General features: G+C 71.5%; 12 protein-coding genes. 9 read left to right on the top strand and 3 right to left on the bottom strand.

Going from position 1 to position 20,463, the window contains the following annotated elements; translation table 11 throughout:
* Window positions 1-57: 57 nt before the first annotated feature.
* Window positions 58-990, top strand: coding sequence for an RluA family pseudouridine synthase (locus tag BLU09_RS01250; protein WP_090484511.1), 933 nt, complete (start codon window positions 58-60; stop codon window positions 988-990).
* 4 nt (window positions 991-994) lie between these two features.
* Here BLU09_RS01250 and BLU09_RS01245 read toward each other — a convergent pair whose 3' ends face one another.
* A complete protein-coding gene (locus BLU09_RS01245; RefSeq protein WP_090484509.1) occupies window positions 995-2,014 on the bottom strand; it encodes a glycosyltransferase family 2 protein in 1,020 nt (339 codons plus the stop codon).
* A gap of 24 nt (window positions 2,015-2,038) precedes the next feature.
* Here BLU09_RS01245 and BLU09_RS01240 point away from each other — a divergent pair, with 24 nt between their 5' ends.
* The gene (locus BLU09_RS01240; RefSeq protein ID WP_090484507.1) at window positions 2,039-6,568 is read left to right on the top strand and encodes a hypothetical protein; all 4,530 of its coding nucleotides are present in this window, start codon (window positions 2,039-2,041) and stop codon (window positions 6,566-6,568) included.
* A gap of 1 nt (window position 6,569) precedes the next feature.
* Here BLU09_RS01240 and BLU09_RS01235 read toward each other — a convergent pair whose 3' ends face one another.
* On the bottom strand, window positions 6,570-7,418 hold the full coding sequence (locus BLU09_RS01235; RefSeq protein WP_090484505.1) for a PorV/PorQ family protein: 849 nt from the start codon (window positions 7,416-7,418) through the stop codon (window positions 6,570-6,572).
* A 60-nt stretch (window positions 7,419-7,478) separates the two neighbouring features.
* On the opposite strand from BLU09_RS01235, the gene galU reads away from it, so the two are divergent.
* The 6 genes from galU (at window position 7,479) to def (ending at window position 18,647) form a co-directional block, all read left to right on the top strand.
* Entirely contained in the window at window positions 7,479-8,381 is a 903-nt protein-coding gene (galU, locus tag BLU09_RS01230) for a UTP--glucose-1-phosphate uridylyltransferase GalU (RefSeq protein ID WP_090484503.1), read from the top strand.
* Window positions 8,378-9,133 (top strand): hypothetical protein, encoded by a 756-nt coding sequence (locus tag BLU09_RS01225; RefSeq protein WP_090484501.1) that lies wholly within the window; start codon window positions 8,378-8,380, stop codon window positions 9,131-9,133. The genes galU and BLU09_RS01225 overlap by 4 nt, the downstream gene beginning before the upstream one ends.
* A 108-nt stretch (window positions 9,134-9,241) precedes the next feature.
* Window positions 9,242-9,868: a glutathione S-transferase family protein gene (locus tag BLU09_RS01220; protein WP_090484499.1), complete on the top strand. Its 627-nt coding sequence runs from the start codon at window positions 9,242-9,244 to the stop codon at window positions 9,866-9,868.
* A gap of 134 nt (window positions 9,869-10,002) precedes the next feature.
* On the top strand, window positions 10,003-12,390 hold the full coding sequence (gene priA, locus BLU09_RS01215) for a replication restart helicase PriA (RefSeq protein WP_090484497.1): 2,388 nt from the start codon (window positions 10,003-10,005) through the stop codon (window positions 12,388-12,390).
* Window positions 12,391-12,405: 15 nt separating this feature from the next.
* Window positions 12,406-18,024: a DnaJ domain-containing protein gene (locus BLU09_RS01210; RefSeq protein WP_090484495.1), complete on the top strand. Its 5,619-nt coding sequence runs from the start codon at window positions 12,406-12,408 to the stop codon at window positions 18,022-18,024.
* 89 nt (window positions 18,025-18,113) lie between these two features.
* Entirely contained in the window at window positions 18,114-18,647 is a 534-nt protein-coding gene (def, locus tag BLU09_RS01205; RefSeq protein WP_090484493.1) for a peptide deformylase, read from the top strand.
* Here def and nth read toward each other — a convergent pair.
* The gene (gene nth, locus BLU09_RS01200; RefSeq protein WP_255508565.1) at window positions 18,601-19,317 is read right to left on the bottom strand and encodes an endonuclease III; all 717 of its coding nucleotides are present in this window, start codon (window positions 19,315-19,317) and stop codon (window positions 18,601-18,603) included. The two genes, def and nth, sit on opposite strands and share 47 nt — an antisense overlap.
* A gap of 68 nt (window positions 19,318-19,385) precedes the next feature.
* On the opposite strand from nth, the gene ltaE reads away from it, so the two are divergent.
* Window positions 19,386-20,411: a low-specificity L-threonine aldolase gene (ltaE, locus tag BLU09_RS01195; RefSeq protein WP_090484489.1), complete on the top strand. Its 1,026-nt coding sequence runs from the start codon at window positions 19,386-19,388 to the stop codon at window positions 20,409-20,411.
* Window positions 20,412-20,463: the final 52 nt, after the last annotated feature.

Below are 20,463 nucleotides of genomic sequence, written 5' to 3'. Positions count from 1 at the left end.
GGCGCATGGCGCGGGCTCGTACGCGGAGGCTGTCCGCCCGGTGGGCGAGGTGGCGGCATGAAGCGCCGGACGTTCCGGGTGGAAGGGGCGTTGGTGGGGAAGGCCGTGGCCCGCGCGGTCGCGGATGAATTGGGACTGCCCGAGCCGGGGGCGCGGGGGCTGGTGGAGGTGGGCGCCGTCTACGTGGCGGGCAAGCGGAGCCGGGATGCGAATGCGCGGCTGACGGCTGGGCAGGTGGTGACGGTAGTGCTGGAGGAGGGCGGGCAGAGCCCCCTGTCCGAGGCGCCCCCCGCCCCCGAGCTGCGTGTGCTGTACGAGGACGCGGACGTCATCGCGGTAGACAAGCCGGCCGGCGTGTCCGCGCAGCCCACCGAGGGGCGCGTGGGGGACAGCCTGGTGGACCTGGTGGGGGCGAAGCTGGGACGCCCCGCGGGGTTGGTGCACCGCCTGGACCGGGAGACGTCCGGCGTGACGGTGTTCGGGAAGACGGCGGAGGCCACGTCGGCGCTGGCGGCCGAGTTCCGGGAGGGGCGGGCGCGAAAGCGCTACGTCGCGGCCACCGGGCCGGGTTTGCCCCCGTCGGGCACGGTGGACCTGCCGTTGTCCAAGGACCCGTCGCGCCCTGGCCGCTGGCGGGCGACCCGGGCGGCCAATGGTGTACCCGCGCTGACGGACTTCCACACGCTGTCATCGGGGCCGGCGTTCTGTGTCGTCGAGCTGCTGCCGCACACGGGCCGCACGCATCAGCTCCGCGCGCACCTGACGGCGCTGGGCGCTCCGATTCTGGGGGACGCGCGCTACGGTGGTGCGGCCCGGGCGGAAGGCGTGGAGGCAGCGCGGTGCTTGCTGCATGCCCAGGCCCTGGAGCTGGGACATCCGCGCACGGGGAAGTTGCTGCGAATCGAGGCGCCGGTGCCGGAGGACCTGATGCGGTTCTTCCTGGCCGCTGGCGTGCCGGCGCCCTCGGGCGCCATTCGTGGCGCTGAGTGAGTCCTCACGCCGCGCAGGTGAAGTCGCGACCCTCCACCCAGCCCCGTCCGATGAGGTCCTCGCGAATCTCCGCGCGGGCCCAGCGGACGCCCACGCACACCAACAGGTGTCCATCCCCGGGGGCGCCGAGCTCCTGGGGGGAGATGACCGGGATGCCATGGATGCGCGTGCCCACCTTGCGAGGGTGGACCTCCACGTAGCGCCGCACGCGGACGCCTTCCTCGTGGAGGAAGTGCGTCAGCGTCTTGCCGCTCGGGCCCGCGCCCCACACCGTGCAGGGGCGCCCGTCCGCCAGGGGGCCACGGCCTCGCGTCAGGTAGCGCGCCTTCGTCCACAGGAAGCGCTTGACGGCATAGCGCGGGTCCGTTCGCGTCATCCGCCCGTCGCTGTCGCGCCAGCGAAGCAATACCTCGGGCAGGTTGCGCAGCCCGAAGCCCCGGTCCAACAGCTCCAGCCACAGCGCGTAGTCCTCCGGGAAGTCGCCGTCCTGCCAGCCTCCCGCGGCCACCAGGGCGTCCCGGCGCAGGCAGACGGAAGGGTGGCACAGGGGGCTTTCGATGAAGCGCTCCCGGTCGAGTCGCTCCGCGGTGGTCAGCCCGCTGAGCCACGTGGCATAGGCCTGGAGCGAGGGGCTCACGGGTTTGTCATCCCGGAACAGCTCCACGGCCGTTCCCACGCCGGCCAACCCGGGTTCCGCTTCCAGGGCGGTGAGGCTTGCCTCCAGGCGTTTGGGAAGGGCTTCGTCATCCGCGTCCATCCGGGCGACGTAGGGGGAGGTGGCTTCACGCAGCGCCAGGTTCAGCGCCGCCACCAGGCCACGGCCCCGGCCGTCAAGGACTTCCACGCGGGAGTCGCTCGCCGCCAGGTCGGTCAGCACTTCACGCGTACCGTCCGTGGAGCCGTCGTCCACCGCGAACACACGGAGGTCGCGGAGGGTGCCCGTCAAGAGGCTGCGGACGGCGCGGGCCACGGTGGCTTCGGCGTTTCGCGCGGGGAGGAGGACAGTAACAGCCGGAACGGGCATCGTTGTGTGTAGACTGCCGCACCCATGGGTGGCGTGAGAAACGGCAGGAACGCCGGCACGCCGGAGCCCGCAGCGGTCCGACAGGAGGCGCTGCAGCCCGGCGCGTCCGACGTCAATCCCGCGGAGGATGTCAGCGAAGTGGTGGACCGGCACTTCCGGTCCGCGGCCCGGCAGCTGCGAGAGGGCTCCGCCGCGCGCGCGTTCGGAGAGCTTGCGCGCGCCAGCCGGACCCTGCCGATGACGCCGCGTCTGGCCGCAGGGATTGTGCGCATGGCGCTGCTGGCGGGCACCGAGGCGGCGGCCATCACCCTGCTGGAGGTGGCGCCGACAGTGGTCTCCAGCAGGCGCGCGGTCCGGCGTCAGCTCGCGCGGGTCCTGCGGCGAGTGGACCAACTGCCGCGTGCCGCCGCCGCGCTCGAAGCGCTCCTGGTGGAATGGCCCGAGGACCGGCGTGCCCAGCGCGTGCTCCAGGTGCTGCGTGCCCGCATCGAGGGCAAGGCGGTGCCTGACGCTGGTGCGAGCGCGCCGAAGGTGGATGAGGACGAGCAGGGTGTGCTGGCGAAGCTCCCAGCGCGGAGAGAAGGCGCGCAGGTAACTGCCTCTTGGGAGAACGACGACGCCGTCTACCTCATCGAAACCGTGGTGGGACCGCCGCTCTCCGCGAGGGCGCTCTCCGCGCCAGCTTCCACGGTCGGTGCGGCGGAGGCGCGTTCGCAGCCTTCGGTGTCGCAGCTCCCAGAGGCTGGTGGAGGAGCGCCTGCTGCCGCGTTGCCTGAGCGTGGCGCGGATGGGCTTCAGGCGGAAGCCCCGCCCGTCTCGGAACAACGTGGGCCTGTGTCGAGTTCGCTCTCACCGCCTGGGCCTGATGCGCGCGCGACGGCTTCGTCCAAGGGGAGCGAGGCGCTGCCCGATGCTGATGCGCGTCCGTCGCCCGTGAAGGCGCCACCCACCGAATCGCTCAAGACGGTGTTGGAGATGCCGGCGGTGGAACTCCCCGTGGTGACGCCCCGCGGTACCTCTGCTTCCGAAGCCCCTAAGACTGTCGTGGAAATGCCGGCGGTGGTTGTGCCACCGAGGGCATCTGACTTCGAGGCGCGCAAGACGGAAGTGGAGATGCCCGCGCTAGGGGACGTCGCCGTGCCCCCGTCTTCAGGTGTGGCCAAGACGTTTGTTCCGGGGCGCGCGCCACTGCCCGTGCCTTGGGCCGATGGCCCAGACGACGACGCGCCCGTGCCCGCGCCGGTCGCTCGCTTCGACGACGTCGACGAAAGTGAAGTCACTTCGGAGGCACAGCCCTTTCTCGTCGGCGCTGACGTATCGCGTCCTCCTCCGCGCCAGCAGACGCCTGCCTCTTCGAAGCCCGAGCGGCGGAAGACCCCGCCCCCGTCCGAGGCGCTGCCACCTCCCAACACGCTCCGCGCCGCACCCGAGCCGGATGCCCGCTCCGGCACCATGGAGGTGTCGTTGGCGGAGCTGGAGGCCGCGCTCGCGTCGGCTTCTGGCGATGCACCGAACAAGAATGGCCGCGCTTCCGAGGCGAGCGCGGGGCCTCGGGAAGAAGACTCCGAGGAGCTGACCCGCTCGCGGAAGGTCGAGGCTCAGCTCATCGCTCGACGGGCCTGGGCCGAGCTGGCTCAGCTCTACCTCAAGCGGGCGGACCGGGCGAAGGACGCGTCCCTACGCGCCGATGCGTTGGCGCGCCTCGCGGAGGTGATGGAGAACGAGCTCCACGACCCCGCGGGCGCCGCGCGCATGTACCGGGAAATCGTGGAGCTGACGGGGGACCGCGCCGCGCTTCGAGATCAGGTGCGGTTGCTCGCCGCGAGAGGGGACGCGTCCCTCGTGCGCCGCGCGCTGGACGAGGCCATCCGGCGCGCGCCCGCTGGCCGCGCACGCGCGGGGGCTCTGCTCACGCGGGGCGAGCGCTGGCTCCACATGGGCGAGCTGAAGAAGGCTCGCGCGGACTTCGAGGCGGCGGAGTCCTCCGCGCCGGGGCTGCTTCCCGTGCTCGCGGGGATGCTCCGCTGCGTGTCGGACGCGGAACGTCCGTCCATCGCGGAACGGCTCCGGGTGGCACTGGCGGCGGCACCACGCCGTGCGCTGGACCGCGTGGAAGCGCTGCGCGTCCTGGCCCAGGTCGCGGAGGAGTCGCTGAGCGATTGGCGGCTCGCGCAGTGGGCCTGGAGCGAGGTGCTCACGGAGAGTCCCGACAGCGAGCAGGCCCGCGTGCAGCTCACGACGCTGACGCGAAAGCTCGGCGACACGACGGTGCTCAGCCGGCTTCTGCGTGCGCAGCTCGCCCGCGAAGCCCGAGGGCCCGCCGCGCGCCAGGCCCGGCTGGAGCTGGTCGCCACGTTGGATGCCCAGGGCGACGCCGATGCCGCGCTCGAGGAGTTGCGTCAGGCCGTGCGCTACGAGCCGGGCCACAAGGAAGCGTGGCTGATGCTCGTGGAGCGTCTCCTCGAACGGGACCACCTGGGCGAGGCGGCTTGGGCCCTGGAACACGCGGCCACCGCCATGGAGGACGAGGCGGAGCGGGAGCGCACCTGGGACCGGCTCGCGCGTTTGTGGCGCGACGTGATGGGCAATCCCGAGCGCGCGCAGGTCTACGCCCGCCGGGCGGAGGGAATCCGGCAGGCCCGCGCAGAGCGTGAAGTGTCGCCTCCCGAGCCGCCGCGCTCCGCGGCTCCTCGCCGTGAGTCGAGCGGCCCCCGTGCGCCACTCATCGCGGCGCCCCCGGTGCTGACGCAATCGTCCGGAAACCTCCAGCGCCTCGCCAACGAGGAGGCGTCCACCACGGACATCGGGGTTGCTCCCCCCGCGTCCGAAAGCGTGGAGCCACCCCGCGATGAAGTCGGGAGAGCTTCCCCGGGCGCCGCGGTGGAGCAGGGCCGCAAGGCTTCGCCGGAGCCCGTCCCTTCGGGGCGGAAGGGGAGGCGGGAGGCCCGTTCCGGCCGCGAGGCCCCGTCTGGAGTGGACGCCGGGGCGCGAGGTGAACCGCGTGCGCCGGCCGCGGATGCGCCGCTTCCCAAGGGCGCGGCGCGCGCCACCGTCTCGCCTGCGCAAGGCGAACCGCGCGTTCCAGTGGAAGCCTTCGCCGCATCGCCACCCACGGCAGAAGCACGTGCAGCCGCGTCGTCCCCCAGGGGCGAGGCCCGCAACCCGCCTTCATCCCCGGGCAACACAGCCGCCCCGCCGCCACGCGCTCCCGCTGAGTCCGCGGACGCCGCCGTCTCCCCCAAGGCGCCGGCTGCTCAGTGCTCCCCCGCGTCCTCGCGCGGAGACAAGGCCGCGCCACGCGCCGCCGCGTCCGGAAGCGAAGCGGAGCAAGCGCCCGCTTCTCGCGACACGGAGGTCCGAGCCCAGCGTCCTCGGGCCACCGACCTCCTCACAGGCGAGGTCATGGACCTCGGTGATGCCCCCGTCCCGGAGACCCGCGTCATCTCCTGGGAAGCGCCACCCGGCCGGATGGACCCGGTGCGCCGCGTCGTCCGCGCGCGCCCGGAGGGCACGGTTTCCGCCCCGGCGCCGGGCCGCACGTTCATCGCGAAGCCACCCGCGGCGCCCGAGCCTCCTCGGCCTGGCCCCGGCGTCATGGACCCGCGCGAATCACCCGCGCCCGCCTATGTGCCGTCACCGGACACCGAGCCCGATGCCTTCCGGCACATCCGCGAGCGCCCGCTCGACGCGAAGCCCTATCGACTCCTCGCCGAGTATTTCGACCAGCGAGGAGACCCGGCGCGCGCCTCGCTCATGCGCGAAATCGCCGATGCGCTCGACGGGCTCGAGACTCCCGCGCCGCGCGGCCAGCGTCCACCACTGACCTCCGACGAGCGCGCTGGCCTGCGTCACCCCGGCCTGCGCACGCCCTCGGGCGAACTGCTGGCCTGCACCGGAATCGCGCTCTGCCGCCTGTTCCCAGCGGAGGGCCGCGCCGCCGGTTCCTCGGAGCTGCTGCGCGCCACCGCGGGCCCCTGTGCGCCCGCCGTGCTCGACGCGCTGCACACCGCCGCGCGGATGCTGGACGTCCACCTGCCCGAACTCGTGCTCGCAGAGGACGACGGCCCGCCCTTCACCGCTGTGCACGCGGGCCACCCGCGCCTCCTCGTGGGCCGGCTCCTGCTGCGTGAGCCCATGCCGCTCCCGGAGCTGCGCTTCCACGTGGGCCGCGCCTTGCTTTCCCTGTCGCCGGACCTGCTCGCGCTCCGGGCTCTCAAGGGGGGGCAGCTCCTCCGCGCCCTGGCGCTGCTGGCCACCGTGCTGAAGGACCCGCGTGCGTCCGGAGCCGAGGCCCGCGTGGTGCGCGAGTCCCTGTCGCCGCGCGCCCTGGAGCGCGCCATGGCCTTGCTGGAGCCCGGGACCCAGAACTTCAAGGCTTCGGCGCTCGCAGACGCCGCGCGGGATTCCGCCAACCGCGCGGGCCTGGTGGCCTGCGGGAGCATTGGCCCCGCGCTGTCCGTCCTGCGGACCCGCCGGGGCAACGAGGCGGAGCTGATGGAGCTGCTGCGCTTCGCCGCGTCGGAGCGCTACCTGCCGCTCCGGGCGCCGCGCTGACTCAGTTCATGTTCAGCTTGATGGTGAGCGCCAGCATGCGCCCCTTGGGGCCGCCCAGGTCGTGGCGGTAGCCGAAGTCCAGGCCGCCTCCGCCCTCGGACATGAAGCCGAGCCCCGTGCTGACTTGCGACGTCCGCGTGAAGCCGTCGTAGGAGTAGCCCACGCGCACCGGGAACAGCTCGCCCAGGATGTACTCCAGACCGCCGTGGTACGTGAACGTCCTGGTGTCGTTCGTCGTGAAGTCCGCGCGCACGTCGCCTGCGAGCGTCAGCAGCCCCGTCATCACCCCGACGTGCGCCGAGTAGTAGCGCGTCAGCTCCTCATTGCCAGTGTCCACGATGTTGTGCGCGGAGAAGCCCGCCATCAGTGACGGCGACAACCGGAGTATCAAGCCCGCGTCGCCGGTGACGGAGTTGGCGAACCGCGACTGGCCGCTCATGCGCAGATATCGCACCGTGGCGCCGAGCATGAGCGCCTGACTGATGGGCAGTCCCACGCCCATCGAGCTGAGGTGGGCGCTGGCGCGCGCGCCGCCGCGCCCCACGCTCACCCAGTGGTAGTCCACGCCCATCCCCAGGCGGCTCGTGGCGGCGTCGATGACGGAGACGCCCAGCAACCCTTCCTTCTGCCGCGTATCCCACGCACCGGTGCCTTCAACCCGGTAGGACGGGTAGAGGACCATCGCCGCTGGATTGCCCATGATGGCATCCGTGCCCAGCCCCAGGGCCCGGTAGGCGCCGCCCATGCCATAGGCGCGTGCGCTCATGACATCGCGAAGGTCCTCGGCGGGCTGCGCCAGAGCGGTAGTGGACACACAAAGGGCAATCAGCACCAAGGCGCGGAGCAACATGACAAGTCCATCCTATCCGGCTTGATGGGGTCAGGGGCCATCAATAGATTCCCAGCCCTCATGGCCTCCAAAACCTCGAAGGTAGAGCCCCTCATCCGCAAGTGTGTCATCCCGGCAGCCGGCCTGGGCACGCGCTTCCTGCCGGCGACCAAGGCGGTTCCCAAGGAGATGCTGCCTATCGTCGATACGCCGACGCTCCAGTACATCGTGGAAGAGGCGGTATCCGCAGGCATCGAGGATGTCGTCCTCATCAACGGCCGCGGCAAGGGCGCCATCGAGGACCACTTCGACATCGGTTTCGAACTGGAGACGACGCTGCGTGCGCGCGGCAAGGAGGCCGAGGCCGACAAGCTGCGCGCCATCGCGGACCTCGTGCGCGTCGTCAGCATCCGTCAGAAGGAGCCCAAGGGACTGGGCCACGCGGTGCTGTGCGCCAAGAGCGTCGTCGGCGACGAGCCCTTCGGCGTGCTGCTGGGCGACGACATGATTGACGCCGAGGAGCCGGGAATCCGCCAGCTCGCTCGCGTGTACCGCCAGTACAACCAGGCGGTCATCGCGCTCATGGAGGTGCCGGAGAGTGAGACGCACATGTACGGCATCGCCGCGGGCACGGACCTGGGGGATGGCGTCATGCGCATCGACCGCATCGTGGAGAAGCCGAAGAAGGGCACCGCGCCCTCCAACCTCGCCGTCATCGGCCGCTATGTGCTGCCGCCCGACATCTTCCCCATCCTGGAGAACCAGACGCCGGGTGTGGGCGGTGAAATCCAGCTCACCGATGGCCTGGCCACGCTCCAGCAGTCGAAGGGGCTGCTCGGCTACCGCTTCAAGGGTCAGCGCTATGACGCGGGCGACAAGGTGGGGTACCTGAAGGCCAACATCGCCTACGCGCTCAAGCGTCCGGACCTGCGTGCCGGGCTGCTCGAGTACATGCGTGAAGTCGTGAAGACGGAGAAGCCGTGAAGCGCACCGTTGCACTCCTCGCTGTCCTGGTCTCCTTCGCCGCGGCGGCCTACGTGCTGCCCGGCAGCTCCATCATCCGCCGCATGTCGGCGGAGCGCGCCGAGCTGAGGCTGTCCACGTTGCGCGTGGAAGGCTCCCTCAGCTTCGGAGGTCCGGCCGTCAAGGAGGCCGGCGCCGCGCTGGGGACGCCCACGGACCGCCCGGAGGTGCAGGGTGACGGCGTGCTGTCCATCCGCGTGCCCGGCCGCTGCCGCTTCGAGGCCTCCGTGCCCGACGGCAACGCCCAGTCCGCGGTGGTCCAGTCGGGTGGCCGCCGTCGCGTGCAGGGGACCGAGATTCCCTCCATGTCGGCGCTCGTCGCGCAGGTGTGCCCGCTGCTCGCCACGGGCAGCGGCAACGTGCAGGAGCTGAAGGAAGCGGTGATTCGCCACCTCCAGAACCTGGGCATCGAGACGGGGCGCACCGGACTGGCGCGCTTCGGCGGTGAGGTGGCCTACGTCATCGGCGACATGGCCGAGGGCCGCCCGCAGTTCTGGGTCTACAAGGACTCCTTCCGCCCGGCCCGGTTGCGTTACTCGGACGCGTCGGGGACGGCCTGGGACGTCCGCTTCCTGGACTACAACTCGCCCGCCACGGGGGAGTGGCTGCCCCGCACCATCGAGGTGTGGCGCGGCGGTCAGCGCAACCTGCGCTTCACCGCCTTGAAGGGGGACAACCGGGCCAGCCTGCCCGACTCACTCTTCACCCTGTAGTCAATGCCGCCACTTTCCTGAATTCCTTGCGGCGCTGGCGGCGGCCATGAAGAGTCTGGCCCCGCCTGGCCGGGACTTTCCCCGGCCCGCCACGCAGAGGAATGTCCCATGAAGGTGTACGGCCTCCCGATGAGCACTGCCACGCGTTCGGTCCTCACCACCCTGGCGGAGAAGGGCCAGGAGGCGGAGCTCGTCCTCGTCGACCTCACGAAGGGGGAGCAGAAGAGCCCCGCGCACCTGGCGCTCCACCCCTTCGGCGTCATCCCCGCCTTCGAGGACGATGACGGCTTCCGGCTCTACGAGTCGCGCGCCATCATCCGCTATCTGGACCGCAAGCTGCCGGGGCCCTCGCTGACGCCGTCCGACGTGCATGCGTACGCGCGCATGGAGCAGTTCATCAGCGTGGAGCAGTGTTACTTCTCGCCCGCCGCGATGAAGGTCATCTGGGAGCGCCTCTTCAAGAAGTTGATGGGCGGCGGCACGCCGGACGAGGCGCGCATCAGCGAGGGCCTGCAGGGTGTCGAGCGCGTCTTCGGCATCATCGAGCCGGTGCTGGGCAAGCAGCAGTACCTGGCGGGAGACAGCTTCTCGCTCGCCGAGGTGACGTGGATGCCCTACATGGACTTCTTCGTCGCCGCGGGCGGCGCGGAGCTCGTCGGCAAGCACCCGAACGTGGCGGCCTGGTGGGAGCGCGTCCGGAGCCGTCCTTCGTGGAAGAAGGTCACCGGGGCCTGAGCCCGGAAGTGGCCTCCTGACACTCCGGGTTCCGTCCCATGGGCGGGACCCGGCGGGGAATGTCAGACCCTTCGCGCACTGTGGACCCCGGTAGCAGGACGGATGGGGCCGGGGTGGTGGTTGAAGGGAGTGACATGGAACAGCGACCCTTGTGGAGCGGGGCGGACGCGGCGCCCGCGAAGGCCCCCACGACGCGGGGTTCCAGGGCGGTGCGCACCTCCGGTGTGAAAAGCCGCCGGGAACTGTCCGAGCCCGCCGCCGCCGCTACAGTGCGCGCCGAAGTGAGCACTCCCGTCCTGGCCTCCATCGCCGTTGGCCGCCCCGTCCGGGGCGAGTTCACCTACACCCTGCCGGACGAACTGGCGGGCCGCCTGGAGCCGGGGCAGCGCGTGCTGGTGCCCTTCGGCCGGGGCACGGCGCTGGGCTTCTACCTGGGGCCTGCGTCTCCGCCGACTGGCGAGAAGGTGCGGCTCAAGGCCGTCCAGCGCGTGCTGGAGGACTCGCCGTCCTTGCCCAAGGACCTCATCGCGCTGCTGCGCTTCGCGGCCGTGCACTACCGCTATCCGCTGGGTGAGGTGATTCGCGGCGCGCTGCCGCCCGGCCTGTCGAAGGCCGTGGAGGAGAAGGAAGCCAGGCCGGACGTGCAGCACTTCGCGGTGGCGCTCGTCAACGAGGTGCCGCCGGAGCTGTCGCGCGCGCCCGCCCAGTCCGCCGCGCTCGCGTATCTGCTGGCCGTGGGAGGCAGCGCGCCGTTGGAAGAGGTCGCCCACGCGATTCCTGGCGCGCGCGAGACGCTAAAGAAGCTGGCCACGCGCGGCTTCGCCCGGCTGGAGGAGAAGACGGTGGAGGCCAGCGTGAAGGAGGGCCTGATTCAAGGCCGTCCGGACCACCTGACGCCGGAGCAGGACGCGGCGGGCGTGGTGCTGCGCGCGGCCCTGGACGCGGCCACCTTCCAGCCCTTCCTCCTGCACGGCGTCACCGGCAGCGGGAAGACGGAGGTGTACCTGCGCGCGGCCGAGCATGCGCTGTCGCTGGGGAAGGGCAGCCTCATCCTGGTGCCGGAAATCGCGCTGACGCCGCAGCTGGTCGGCCGCTTCCGCAGCCGCTTCGGCGCGGAGGTGGCGGTGCTTCACTCGGCGTTGAAGGACCGGGAGCGGCTCTTCCACTGGCAGGCGCTGCGCCGCGGCGACGTGAAGATTGCCGTGGGCGTGCGCTCGGCGGTGTTCGCGCCGGTGGACAACCTGGGGCTCATCGTCGTGGACGAGGAGCACGACCCGTCCTTCAAGCAGGAGGAGAAGCTGCGCTACCAGGCGCGCGACCTGGCCGTCGTGCGCGGCAAGCAGGCCGGCGCGGTGGTGGTGCTGGGCTCGGCCACGCCCGCGCTGGAGACGCTGGAGAACGTGAAGCGCGGGCGCTACCAGCTACTGGAGCTGAAGCACCGCGTGGATGACCGGCCCATGCCCACCATCGAGCTGGTGGACCTGCGCGTGGAGCGTCCGCGCGAGGGCGTGGTGACGGAAGAGGCGCCCATCCTCAGTCCTCCATTGCTGGCGGCGATGGCGGAGACGATTGGCCGCGGGCAGCAGGTCATCCTCTTCCTCAACCGCCGGGGCCACAGCACCGTCCTCCTGTGCGAGGTGTGCGGCCTGTCGCTCAAGTGCAGCGAGTGTGACGTGTGCCTCACGCACCACCGCTCGCAGAACCGGGTGGTGTGCCACTACTGCGGCCTGGCCATGCCGGTGCCGGAGCAGTGTCTGGAGTGCACGGGCCCCATGCTCAAGCTGGGCATCGGCACCGAGCGTGTGGAGGCGGAGGTGCTGGAGCGCATCCCCACCGCGCGCGTCGCCCGGTTGGACCGGGACTCGGCCAGCAGCGCCGAGCGGCTGACGGAGATGCTGGCCTCGTTCGCGCGCCGGGAACTGGATGTCCTGGTGGGCACGCAGATGGTGGCCAAGGGGCACGACTTTCCGGGCGTGACGCTGGTGTGTGTCGTCATGGCGGACACGTCCCTTTCCATCCCGGACTTCCGTGCCGCCGAGCGCACCTTCCATTTGCTCACCCAGGTGTCCGGCCGCGCGGGCCGGGGCAAGGACCCGGGCCGGGTGCTGGTGCAGACCTACAATCCGGACGCGGAGCCGGTCCGGCGCGTGCTGGCCCATGACTTCGACGGCTTCGCCAATCAAGAACTGGAGTGGCGCAAGGCGCTGGCCTACCCTCCCTATTCACGCATGGCCGCCGTCCGCCTGGAGGGGGAGCACCCCGAACAGACGGCCAGTGTGGCGCGCTCCCTGGGGAACCTCGTCTCCCGGCACATGCCCCCTGCGTCCGCCGGGGTCCGCATGCTGGGGCCGGCCCTGGCGCCCATCTCCCGCATCCGTGGCAAGACGCGCTGGCAGCTCCTCTTGAAGGGGCCAACGCATACGGCGCTTGCCCCGCTGCTCGCCCGGCTGGAAGCGGCCCTGGTCGATGTTCCTTCCACGGTGAAGGTCGTGATCGACGTGGATCCGGGGGCCATGCTGTAGACTCGGTGCCCCCCCATGGGCGCACCGGTTCTTCTCGTCCACGACGACATCGCCAATATCGCCGCCGTGCGGCGCCTGCTCACGCGTGAAGGCTACGAGGTCATCCTCGCCACCTCCGCCGCGGATGCCCTCATTGCGTACGGGCACCACCTGCCCGTGCTGCTCGTGCTCGCGCCCGGCGTGGAGAGTGGCCGGGGCCACCTCGTGCTGGAGGAGTTGCTCCAGCATCCGGATGGCAAGTCGGCCCGGGTGCTGCTCCTGGGCGAGTCCATCCCCGGCTTCAGCGCCCCCGTGGCCCAGCTGCCTCTGGAAGGGGCGGCCTTCGTCGAGCTGGTGGATTCGCTGGTCAAGGCTCCCGCGGATGCGGACGCCTGGCACGTGGTGGAGAACCGGGAGCGGCCTCTGTCGGGTGGAGGTGTCTCGGAGGCCACGGGGGCGGAGACGGAGTCCTGGCACGCGACCCCGCCACCCTCGGTGGCGGGCGACCCCGCGCTGGCGAATGCGCTCTTCGGGGATTTGGCGCCGCTGCACCAGACGGACTGGGAGCTGGCGGCGATGACGGACGCGGAGCGCTCCGCCCACGAGGCGGCGCAGCAACGCGAGCGTCAGAGCACGCGCGACCTGGACACCGCCATGGAGCGGGCGCACCTGGAGGTGGAAGCCCAGGCGATGGCCTCCATCGACTCGGCGCTGGCTCCGGACTCTGCGGATGGGTGGGGCGAGTCTTCACAGGGGCAGGACTGGGGCTCGGCGGTGGACGGTGAGCCGGCCGGAGGCGACGCGCAGGGAGCGTCCGCAGGGCTTGAGGGAGAGGACGCCGCGCCGGCCGAGGATGCGCCGCCAGTGGGACAGCTGGCCTGGACGGAGGAGGCTGTTTCTCAGCCGTCGATGCGCACGGCGGCCCTGGCGCCTCGGTTGGGTGATGAGGGGTTCTTCGACGTCGACACGCCGGAGGCCCCGGCGGGGGATGCCCTCTCCGCGGCGGAGGCGGAGCTGGCCGCGATGCGCGGCGGGCCCTCCTTCGACTCCGTGAGCACGGAGGGCTCGCCCTGGACGGAGCTGCCTCCGGACCCCGAGATGGAGCACGCGGGGCGCGTGGGCTCGGGGGCGGATGGGGCGGGCGATGTATCCGGTGAGGCGCCGTCCACGGAGCCCGAGCAGACGGCGGACGCCGAGCCGCAAGCGCCGTCATCGGAGACGGAAGACACGTGGGGCACGGAGGCGGCGCTCGGTGAGCCCGCGGGCACGTCGGAGCCGGGACAGGCCGCTGAGGAGTCGGACGCGGCGGCGGTCTCCGCGTCCAACTGGGAGTTGCTGGAGGCGGAGCTGAAAGCCGCGTCAGCCCAGTCCCAGGATGACGAGGCGCCGCAGGCGTCGGGCGTGGGGGATGACTGGTTCGACGCGGAGTCCACCGAGACGCCGAAGGAGCAGCCTCGCAGCATCGGGGAGGATTGGTTCGACTCGGACGCGGAGGCGTCGAGCCCCGCGCCAGAGGCGCCGCCCGTCGTCGAGACGCCCGCCCCAGGCGCCGGAAGCTTCGCGGTCCCCGCGCTGATGGCGCAGTGGCAGGCTCAGCAGGAGGAGGCGGAGCGCCAGCTCGAGGAAGCTCACGCGCGTGTGAGCGCTGTCACCGAGGCGCTGGAGCGGGAAGCTGCGCTGCGCCGCGAACTCGAGCAGCAGGTCCAGGGGCTCCAGGAGCGGCTCGCGGCGGAAGAAGAGGAGCGTTCGCGGGAGTCCTTGCTGCGGGCGGAAGCCGAAGCGGCGCTGGAAGGGCTCCGTCAGCGGGAGTCGCCTTCGTCCAGGGGCGCCGCCAGGGCGGCCCTGGCGGGCGACGCGCAGGAGACTGGCGACCTCGCGGCGCTGCGCGAGGAGTTGGAAGCGCAAGTCCGGCTCCGCGAGGAAGCGGAGACGCTCACCGCCGAGGTCGAGGCCCAGGTCCGCCGGTTCGAGGATGCCTGCGCGGAGGCGGAGCTGCGGGCCATCGACGCGGAGGCCCGCGCGGAGGCCGAGACGCAGGCCCGTGAGGCAGCGGAGCTTCGCGCCGCGGCGAGCACGCAGGCCTTGCAGGCGCTTGAAGCGCGCCTGGAGTCAGAGGCGGCGGGGCGAGTCGTTTCGGAGGCCCGCGCCGAGTCGGAGTCCAAGGCGCGTCAGGCCGCGGAGAGCCGGGTCGAGTCCGCCGAGGACCTGACCGCGGTGTCGGAAGCGCGCATCGACGCGGAGGCCCGTGCCCGCGAGGCCGCGGAGGCCCGCGCCGAGGTGGAGGCCCAGGCGCGGCTCGAAGCGGACACGCGTGCGCAGAGCCTGTCGCGAGCCCTTGAGGAAGTAGAGGCACGCGCGGAGCTGGCGGCGCGTGCACAGGCGGAGGCAGAGGCACGTGCGGAGCTGGCGGCGCGTGCGTTGGCGGAGGCGGAAGCCCAATCGGAACGGATTGCTCGGGCCCTGGCAGACGCCGAGGCGCGTGTGCAGGCGGAGCTCGGTGCGGGTGCCCGTGTGGAGTCCGTGGCCACGGCGCTGGCCGAGGCCGAGGCCCGAGCCGAGATTGAATCCGCGGCCCGCGTGGATGCCGAAGCACGGCTGGCGTCAGCAGAGGCGGCGCTTGCCGAGGCCTCCGCGCGAGCGGAGATTGAGGCCACGGCGCGCGCCGAAGCCGACGCCCGGTTGGAATCGGTCGCGACGGCTCTGGCTGAGGCGGATGCCCGGGCGGAGATTGAGTCCGCGGCTCGCGTGGACGCCGAGGCGCGTCTGGAGTCCATCGCCACGGCGCGTGCCGAGGCAGAAGCCCGAGCCGAGATTGAAGCCACGGCGCGTGCCGAGGCAGAAGCCCGGGCCGAGATTGAGGCAACGGCGCGCGTGGAAGCTGAAGCGCGTGCTGAAGCCGAGGCGTTGGCTCGCCAGGAGGCGGAAGCCCGCATCACCTCTGAGTCTGATGCTCGCACCGGACAGGAAGCGGAGGCCCGCGCAAACGCAGAGGCCCGCGCGGAGAAGGCGGAAGCCCGGGCTCAGCAAGAAGCGGAGCTACGTGCAAACGCAGAGGCGCAGGCTGACCGCGAGGCTGCGGCCCGGGCGGAGGCCGAAGCCCGAGCGGAGCAAGACGCCGCTGCACGACTTGAGGCCGAAGCCCACGCTGAGCGCGCGACAGCTGCGCTGAAAGAAGCCGAGGCCCGAGCGGAGCGCGCAGTAGCCGCATTGCAAGAAGCCGAGGCCCGGGCTGAGAGCGCAGTAGCCGCATTGCAAGAAGCCGAAGCCCGAGCTGAGAGCGCAGTAGCCGCATTGCAAGAAGCCGAAGCCCGAGTTGAGCGCGCAGTAGCCGCATTGCAAGAAGCCGAAGCCCGAGCTGAGAGCGCGGCTGCCGCATTGAAGGACGACGGGGCTCGAGCTGAGCTTTCGGCCGTCGCGCTGAAAGCCGCGGAGGCCCGAGCCGAGAGCGAAGCCGCCGCACGGCAAGCCGCGGAGGCCCGAGCCGAAAGTGAGGCCGTCGCGCGACGCGAAGCCGAAGCCCGCGCGGAAACCGAGGCCGAGGCGCGAGTCGCAGCCGAGGCCCGCGCCGAAGCAGAGGTCGCCGCACGGTCCGAAATAGAGGCCCGCGCCGTGCGCGAGGCGAAGTTGCGTGCGGCAATCGAGGTCCGTGCGGAGAGCGAGGCGTCCTCGCGAACCGATGCGGACACGCGTGCTTCCCGTGAATCCGAGGCGCGAGCCGCCGCCGAGGCGCGTGCCGAGCACGAGGCCACGTTGCGCGTCGAAGCCGAGGTGCTAGCGAAGGCGGAGACCCAGGCTCGCGAGAAGGCGGAAGCACAGGCTACCGCGGAGGCGGAGCGCCGCGCGGAAGCCGAAGCCCGAGCCGAACGTGAAGCGCAGGCCCGCGCGGAAGCCGAAGCCCGCGCCGAGCGCGAAGCGCAGGCCCGTGCTGAAGCGGAAGCTCGCGCCGAGCAGGAGGCCCAGCAGCGCGCCGAAGCAGAAGCACAGGCCCGGCGAGAAGGAGAGTCCCTCGCCGCCGAGAAGGCACGTGCCCGTACGGAAGAAGAACACCGCGTCACCGCCGCCGCCCAGGCCGAAGCCGAGGCCCGGGCACGGCGCGAAGCGGAAGCCCGCGCCGAAGCCGCCCTGAAGTCCGCCGAGGAGGCGGAGGCCCGAGCCGAAGCCGAGGCGAAGCGCCGTGCCGAGGCCGAAGCTCGCGTCCAGCAATCCGCCCAGGCCGAAGCCGAAGCGACCGCTCGCGCGAAGGCCGAAGGCCGCCACCGAACGGCCCTCGAAGTCCGCCTGGACGCGGAGGCAACGCAGCGCACGACGCTGGAGTCCCGGCTCGAAGAAGAGTCCCGCGCCCGCAGCGAGTCCGAGTCCCGGCTCCTCGCGGAGAACACCCGAATCTCCGAGGAGCTCGCCGAGCTCCGCCTGGAGCACCAGCAGGTCCGAGAAAACCTGGCGAAAGAGCGTGAAGCACGTGAGTCCCTCGAGCAATCCCTGGAGGCACTGCGCACCGAGTCCGCCGAACAGCGGGCCCGCTCCGAACGCGAGCGCCTGGAGCTGGAGGAGCGCGCGCTCCGAGACGCGGAGGAAGCCGCCGCCCAGGCCCGAGCATCCATGCTTCCCCTGGAAGCTCCTCCCGGCAGACCCGAGCTGGCTGTGGCCCGCAGTGGCAGCGTCACCCAGGACGGCCTGACGAAGCTGGTGCTCCGGCTCTGCGAGGCCCGCATGGAGATGCGGTTGGAGCTGAAGGTGATGAACGCCCTGCGCGTCCTCTGGCTGCGGGACGGGGCGCTTGTGGGGGCCGTCTCCTCCGCGCAGGGGGAGTCGTTGGTCGACCGGGCCCGCGCGGACGGGCTCATCGACGCGCGGCAGGAAGGCGAGCTGCGGCTGGTGCGCAGCGCCACCACGGCCGCGCTGCTGGACGCACTGCGGGGACGTGGCTACCTGCGGGAGTCCGAAGCCGTGCCCCTGGTTCAGCGCTACACCGAGCAGGTCTTCCTGGACGCGCTGGCGGAGCCCTCGACGCTCTACCGCCTGGTGCCGGAGCCGGCGCCGCACGAGGTGGCGCTCGCCGCCGCCACGCGTCCACCGCTGCACCTGTTGGCCGAGGCCCTGCGCAACACCCTCACCTCCGAATCCCTGCTGGAGGCCGCCGGGAGCCTGCGCGCGCGCGTCACCCGCGGCGACATCCACCTGGCCCCGGATGACTTCGGCCTGCCTTCGCGGGACCTCCAGCTCCTGTCCCAGGTGGACGGAGAGCACACGCTGGAGGCGCTGCTCCTGGGCGCGGGGCTGCCGCAGGACTCGGCCTTGAAGTCGCTCGCGGTGGCGCGGACGCTGGGGCTCGTCTCGCTGGAGCCCGCCACGGATGAAGACGCGGGCGACCTGCCGCCGGAGCTGGACGTCCGGCGCCTGGAAGCCAAGTTCGAGGAGATTCAAGACGCGGACTACTTCGCGGTGCTGGGGCTGGCCCGCTCGGCGGGGGGCGAGGAGGTCAAACGCGCCTACGAGCTGCTGGCCGCCGAGTTCCACCCGCTGCGCTTCGCGGGACATCCCGACCCGGCGCTCCAGCACCGAGCGCAGCAGATTCGCACCGTGCTCGCCGAGGCCGCCCAGGCCCTAGGAGACGACCGGCTGCGCGCGGAGTACGCCCGGAGCCTGCTCGACTGACGCCCGTCGGACGGACGGCCTCCCGGGAGTGCAGGGCGGCTCACCCGGAGCGGTTGCCCGTCCGCTCCGGTGAGATTAAGACGGCGTCCATGGTCCGTGAGATCCTCATCTGGCCCGACCCTGTCCTGAAGCAGAAGGCCAAGCCGGTGGCGAAGGTGGATGACTCCACCCGCACGCTGGTGAAGGACATGTTCGAAACGATGTACTCCGCTGAAGGCGTGGGCCTGGCCGCCCCGCAAATCGGCGTGCTCCAGCGCGTCATCGTGCTGGACACCACGCACAGCCAGCCGGAGCTGAAGCCCATTGCGATGATCAATCCGGAGATCATCGCCATGGAAGGCGACACGACCTACAACGAGGGTTGCCTGTCCATCCCTGGCGAGGCCGCGGATGTCGACCGGGCCGCCGTGGTCACCGTGAAGTTCCTGGACCCGGACGGTCAGGAGCAGACGCTGCGCTGTGACGGGCTGCTGTCCATCGCGGTGCAGCACGAGACGGACCATCTCAACGGCACTGTCTTCGTGGACCACATCTCGTCCCTGAAGCGCGAGTTCATCCGCAAGCGGATGAAGCGCCTCAAGACTTCGCGCGAGCGCGAGGTGAGCGCGCCGGCGTCTCCGTAGCGCCGGCGTCCTTCTGGACCTTCACGCCCTTCTTCGGGCACAGGTCCGCGACGACGCAGCGCTCACACGCGGGCGAGCGGGCAAAGCAGGTCCGCCGCCCGTGCCACACCAGGAGCTGGTGGCCCAGGGCCCACCGCTCCGACGGCAGCACGGCCTGCATGTCGGCTTCCACCTTGTCCGGGTCCGCCTTCGTGGTGAACCCGAGCCGGAAGGCGAGCCGCTTCACGTGCGTGTCCACGGGGAAGGCCACGTCGCCTCCCAGGTGGATGCACACCACGCCCGCTGTCTTGCGGCCCACGCCTGGCAGCTTCTCCAGCGCGTCCCGCTTCAAGGGGACCTGCCCGGCGTGCTCCTGCACCAGCGACCGGGCGGCCGCGACGATGTTCTTCGCCTTGGCGCGGTACAAGCCGCAGGTGCGGATGAAGGGCTCCACGTCCGACGGTTCTGCTTCCGCATAGGCCTGGGCGTTGGAGAAGCGCTGGAAGAGAGCCGGCGTCACCATGTTGACGCGCTTGTCCGTGCACTGCGCGGAGAGGATGACGGCCACCAGCAGCTCCAGGGGCGTCCGATAGTCCAGCTCGATGCGGGCATCCGGCATGTCCGCGGCCAGGCGGTCCATCACCAGCAACGCGCGCTTTCGCTTCTCGGCGACTGTCTCACGTCCAGGCACGGCGCCGTTGTATGTCACACCGGCTGCGAGCCCAAGCACCGGTTGGACGCACCCATTCGGGGAGATTCATGAAGCGCATCGACTTCCGTTCCGACACCGTCACCCAGCCCACGGCCGCCATGCGGCGCGCCATCGCCGAAGCCGAAGTGGGGGATGACGTTTATGGCGAAGACCCCACCGTGCTCCGTCTGGAGGCACGGGTGGCTGAACGGCTCGGCTTGGAGGCCGCCGTCTTCGTGCCCTCGGGGACGCAGGCCAACCAACTGGCCATCGGCGCGCATTGCCGGGCGGGCGACGAGGTGCTCACCGAAGCAGGCAGCCACATCCTCCACTACGAAGGGGGCGCGGTTCCCGCCTTGTGGGGCGTGCAGCCGCAGCCGCTGCCAGGACAGCGCGGTCTGCTGTCGCCGGAGGACGTGAGCGCGGCCGTGCGCGAGGACAACATCCACAACCCGCGTACGCGCCTGCTGTCGCTGGAGAACACGCACAACCGGGGTGGGGGTTCGGTATGGCCGGTGGAGCGCTTCCGAGCCGTTGTGGAAGCGGCGCGCAAGGCGGGGCTGGCCGTCCACCTGGATGGAGCCAGGCTCTTCAACGCCGGTGTCGCCCTGGGCGTGCCGGTGTCCGCCTGGGCCGCGCTGACGGACACGACGTCCGTGTGTTTCTCGAAGGGCCTGGGCGCTCCGGTGGGCTCGGCCCTGGCGGGGCGCGCGGACGTCATTCGCGAGGCGCGCCGGCTGCGCAAGCGGCTGGGCGGTGGCATGCGGCAGGCAGGCATCCTGGCGGCGGCCGCGCTGCATGCACTGGAGCACCATGTCGAGCGGCTGGCGGACGACCATGCGAACGCCCGCCGGCTGGCCGCGGGGCTGGCAGAGCTGCCCGGCGTGAAGGTGGACGCCTCGCGGGTGGAGACCAACATGGTCTTCGCGGAGTTCTCCCGGTCCGCTCTGGAGATGGTGACGCGACTGGAGCAGCACGGGGTCCTGACGAACCCCGCGGGTGCTCCCCGGACGCTGCGCCTCGTCACCCACCTGGATGTGTCCGCTGCCGACATCGATGAAGCCCTGCAGCGCATCCGCCGCGCCGTGGGTTGAGCACAGCCTTGGGTGAAACGCGCGTCCGTGGACATCCCTGGGCGCGCACACG

The sequence above is a fragment of the Myxococcus virescens genome, from assembly GCF_900101905.1.
GTDB classification, from domain to species: Bacteria; Myxococcota; Myxococcia; order Myxococcales; family Myxococcaceae; genus Myxococcus; species Myxococcus virescens.
This window is presented reverse-complemented; position numbering and strand designations above follow the sequence as displayed.

Coding starts and splice junctions, on each gene's coding strand:
- BLU09_RS01250 (WP_090484511.1), top strand. CDS start 58: ATGAAGCGCCGGACGTTCCGGGTGGAAGGGGCGTTGGTGGGGAAGGCC.
- BLU09_RS01245 (WP_090484509.1), bottom strand. CDS start 2,014: ATGCCCGTTCCGGCTGTTACTGTCCTCCTCCCCGCGCGAAACGCCGAA.
- BLU09_RS01240 (WP_090484507.1), top strand. CDS start 2,039: ATGGGTGGCGTGAGAAACGGCAGGAACGCCGGCACGCCGGAGCCCGCA.
- BLU09_RS01235 (WP_090484505.1), bottom strand. CDS start 7,418: ATGTTGCTCCGCGCCTTGGTGCTGATTGCCCTTTGTGTGTCCACTACC.
- galU (WP_090484503.1), top strand. CDS start 7,479: ATGGCCTCCAAAACCTCGAAGGTAGAGCCCCTCATCCGCAAGTGTGTC.
- BLU09_RS01220 (WP_090484499.1), top strand. CDS start 9,242: ATGAAGGTGTACGGCCTCCCGATGAGCACTGCCACGCGTTCGGTCCTC.
- priA (WP_090484497.1), top strand. CDS start 10,003: ATGGAACAGCGACCCTTGTGGAGCGGGGCGGACGCGGCGCCCGCGAAG.
- BLU09_RS01210 (WP_090484495.1), top strand. CDS start 12,406: ATGGGCGCACCGGTTCTTCTCGTCCACGACGACATCGCCAATATCGCC.
- def (WP_090484493.1), top strand. CDS start 18,114: ATGGTCCGTGAGATCCTCATCTGGCCCGACCCTGTCCTGAAGCAGAAG.
- ltaE (WP_090484489.1), top strand. CDS start 19,386: ATGAAGCGCATCGACTTCCGTTCCGACACCGTCACCCAGCCCACGGCC.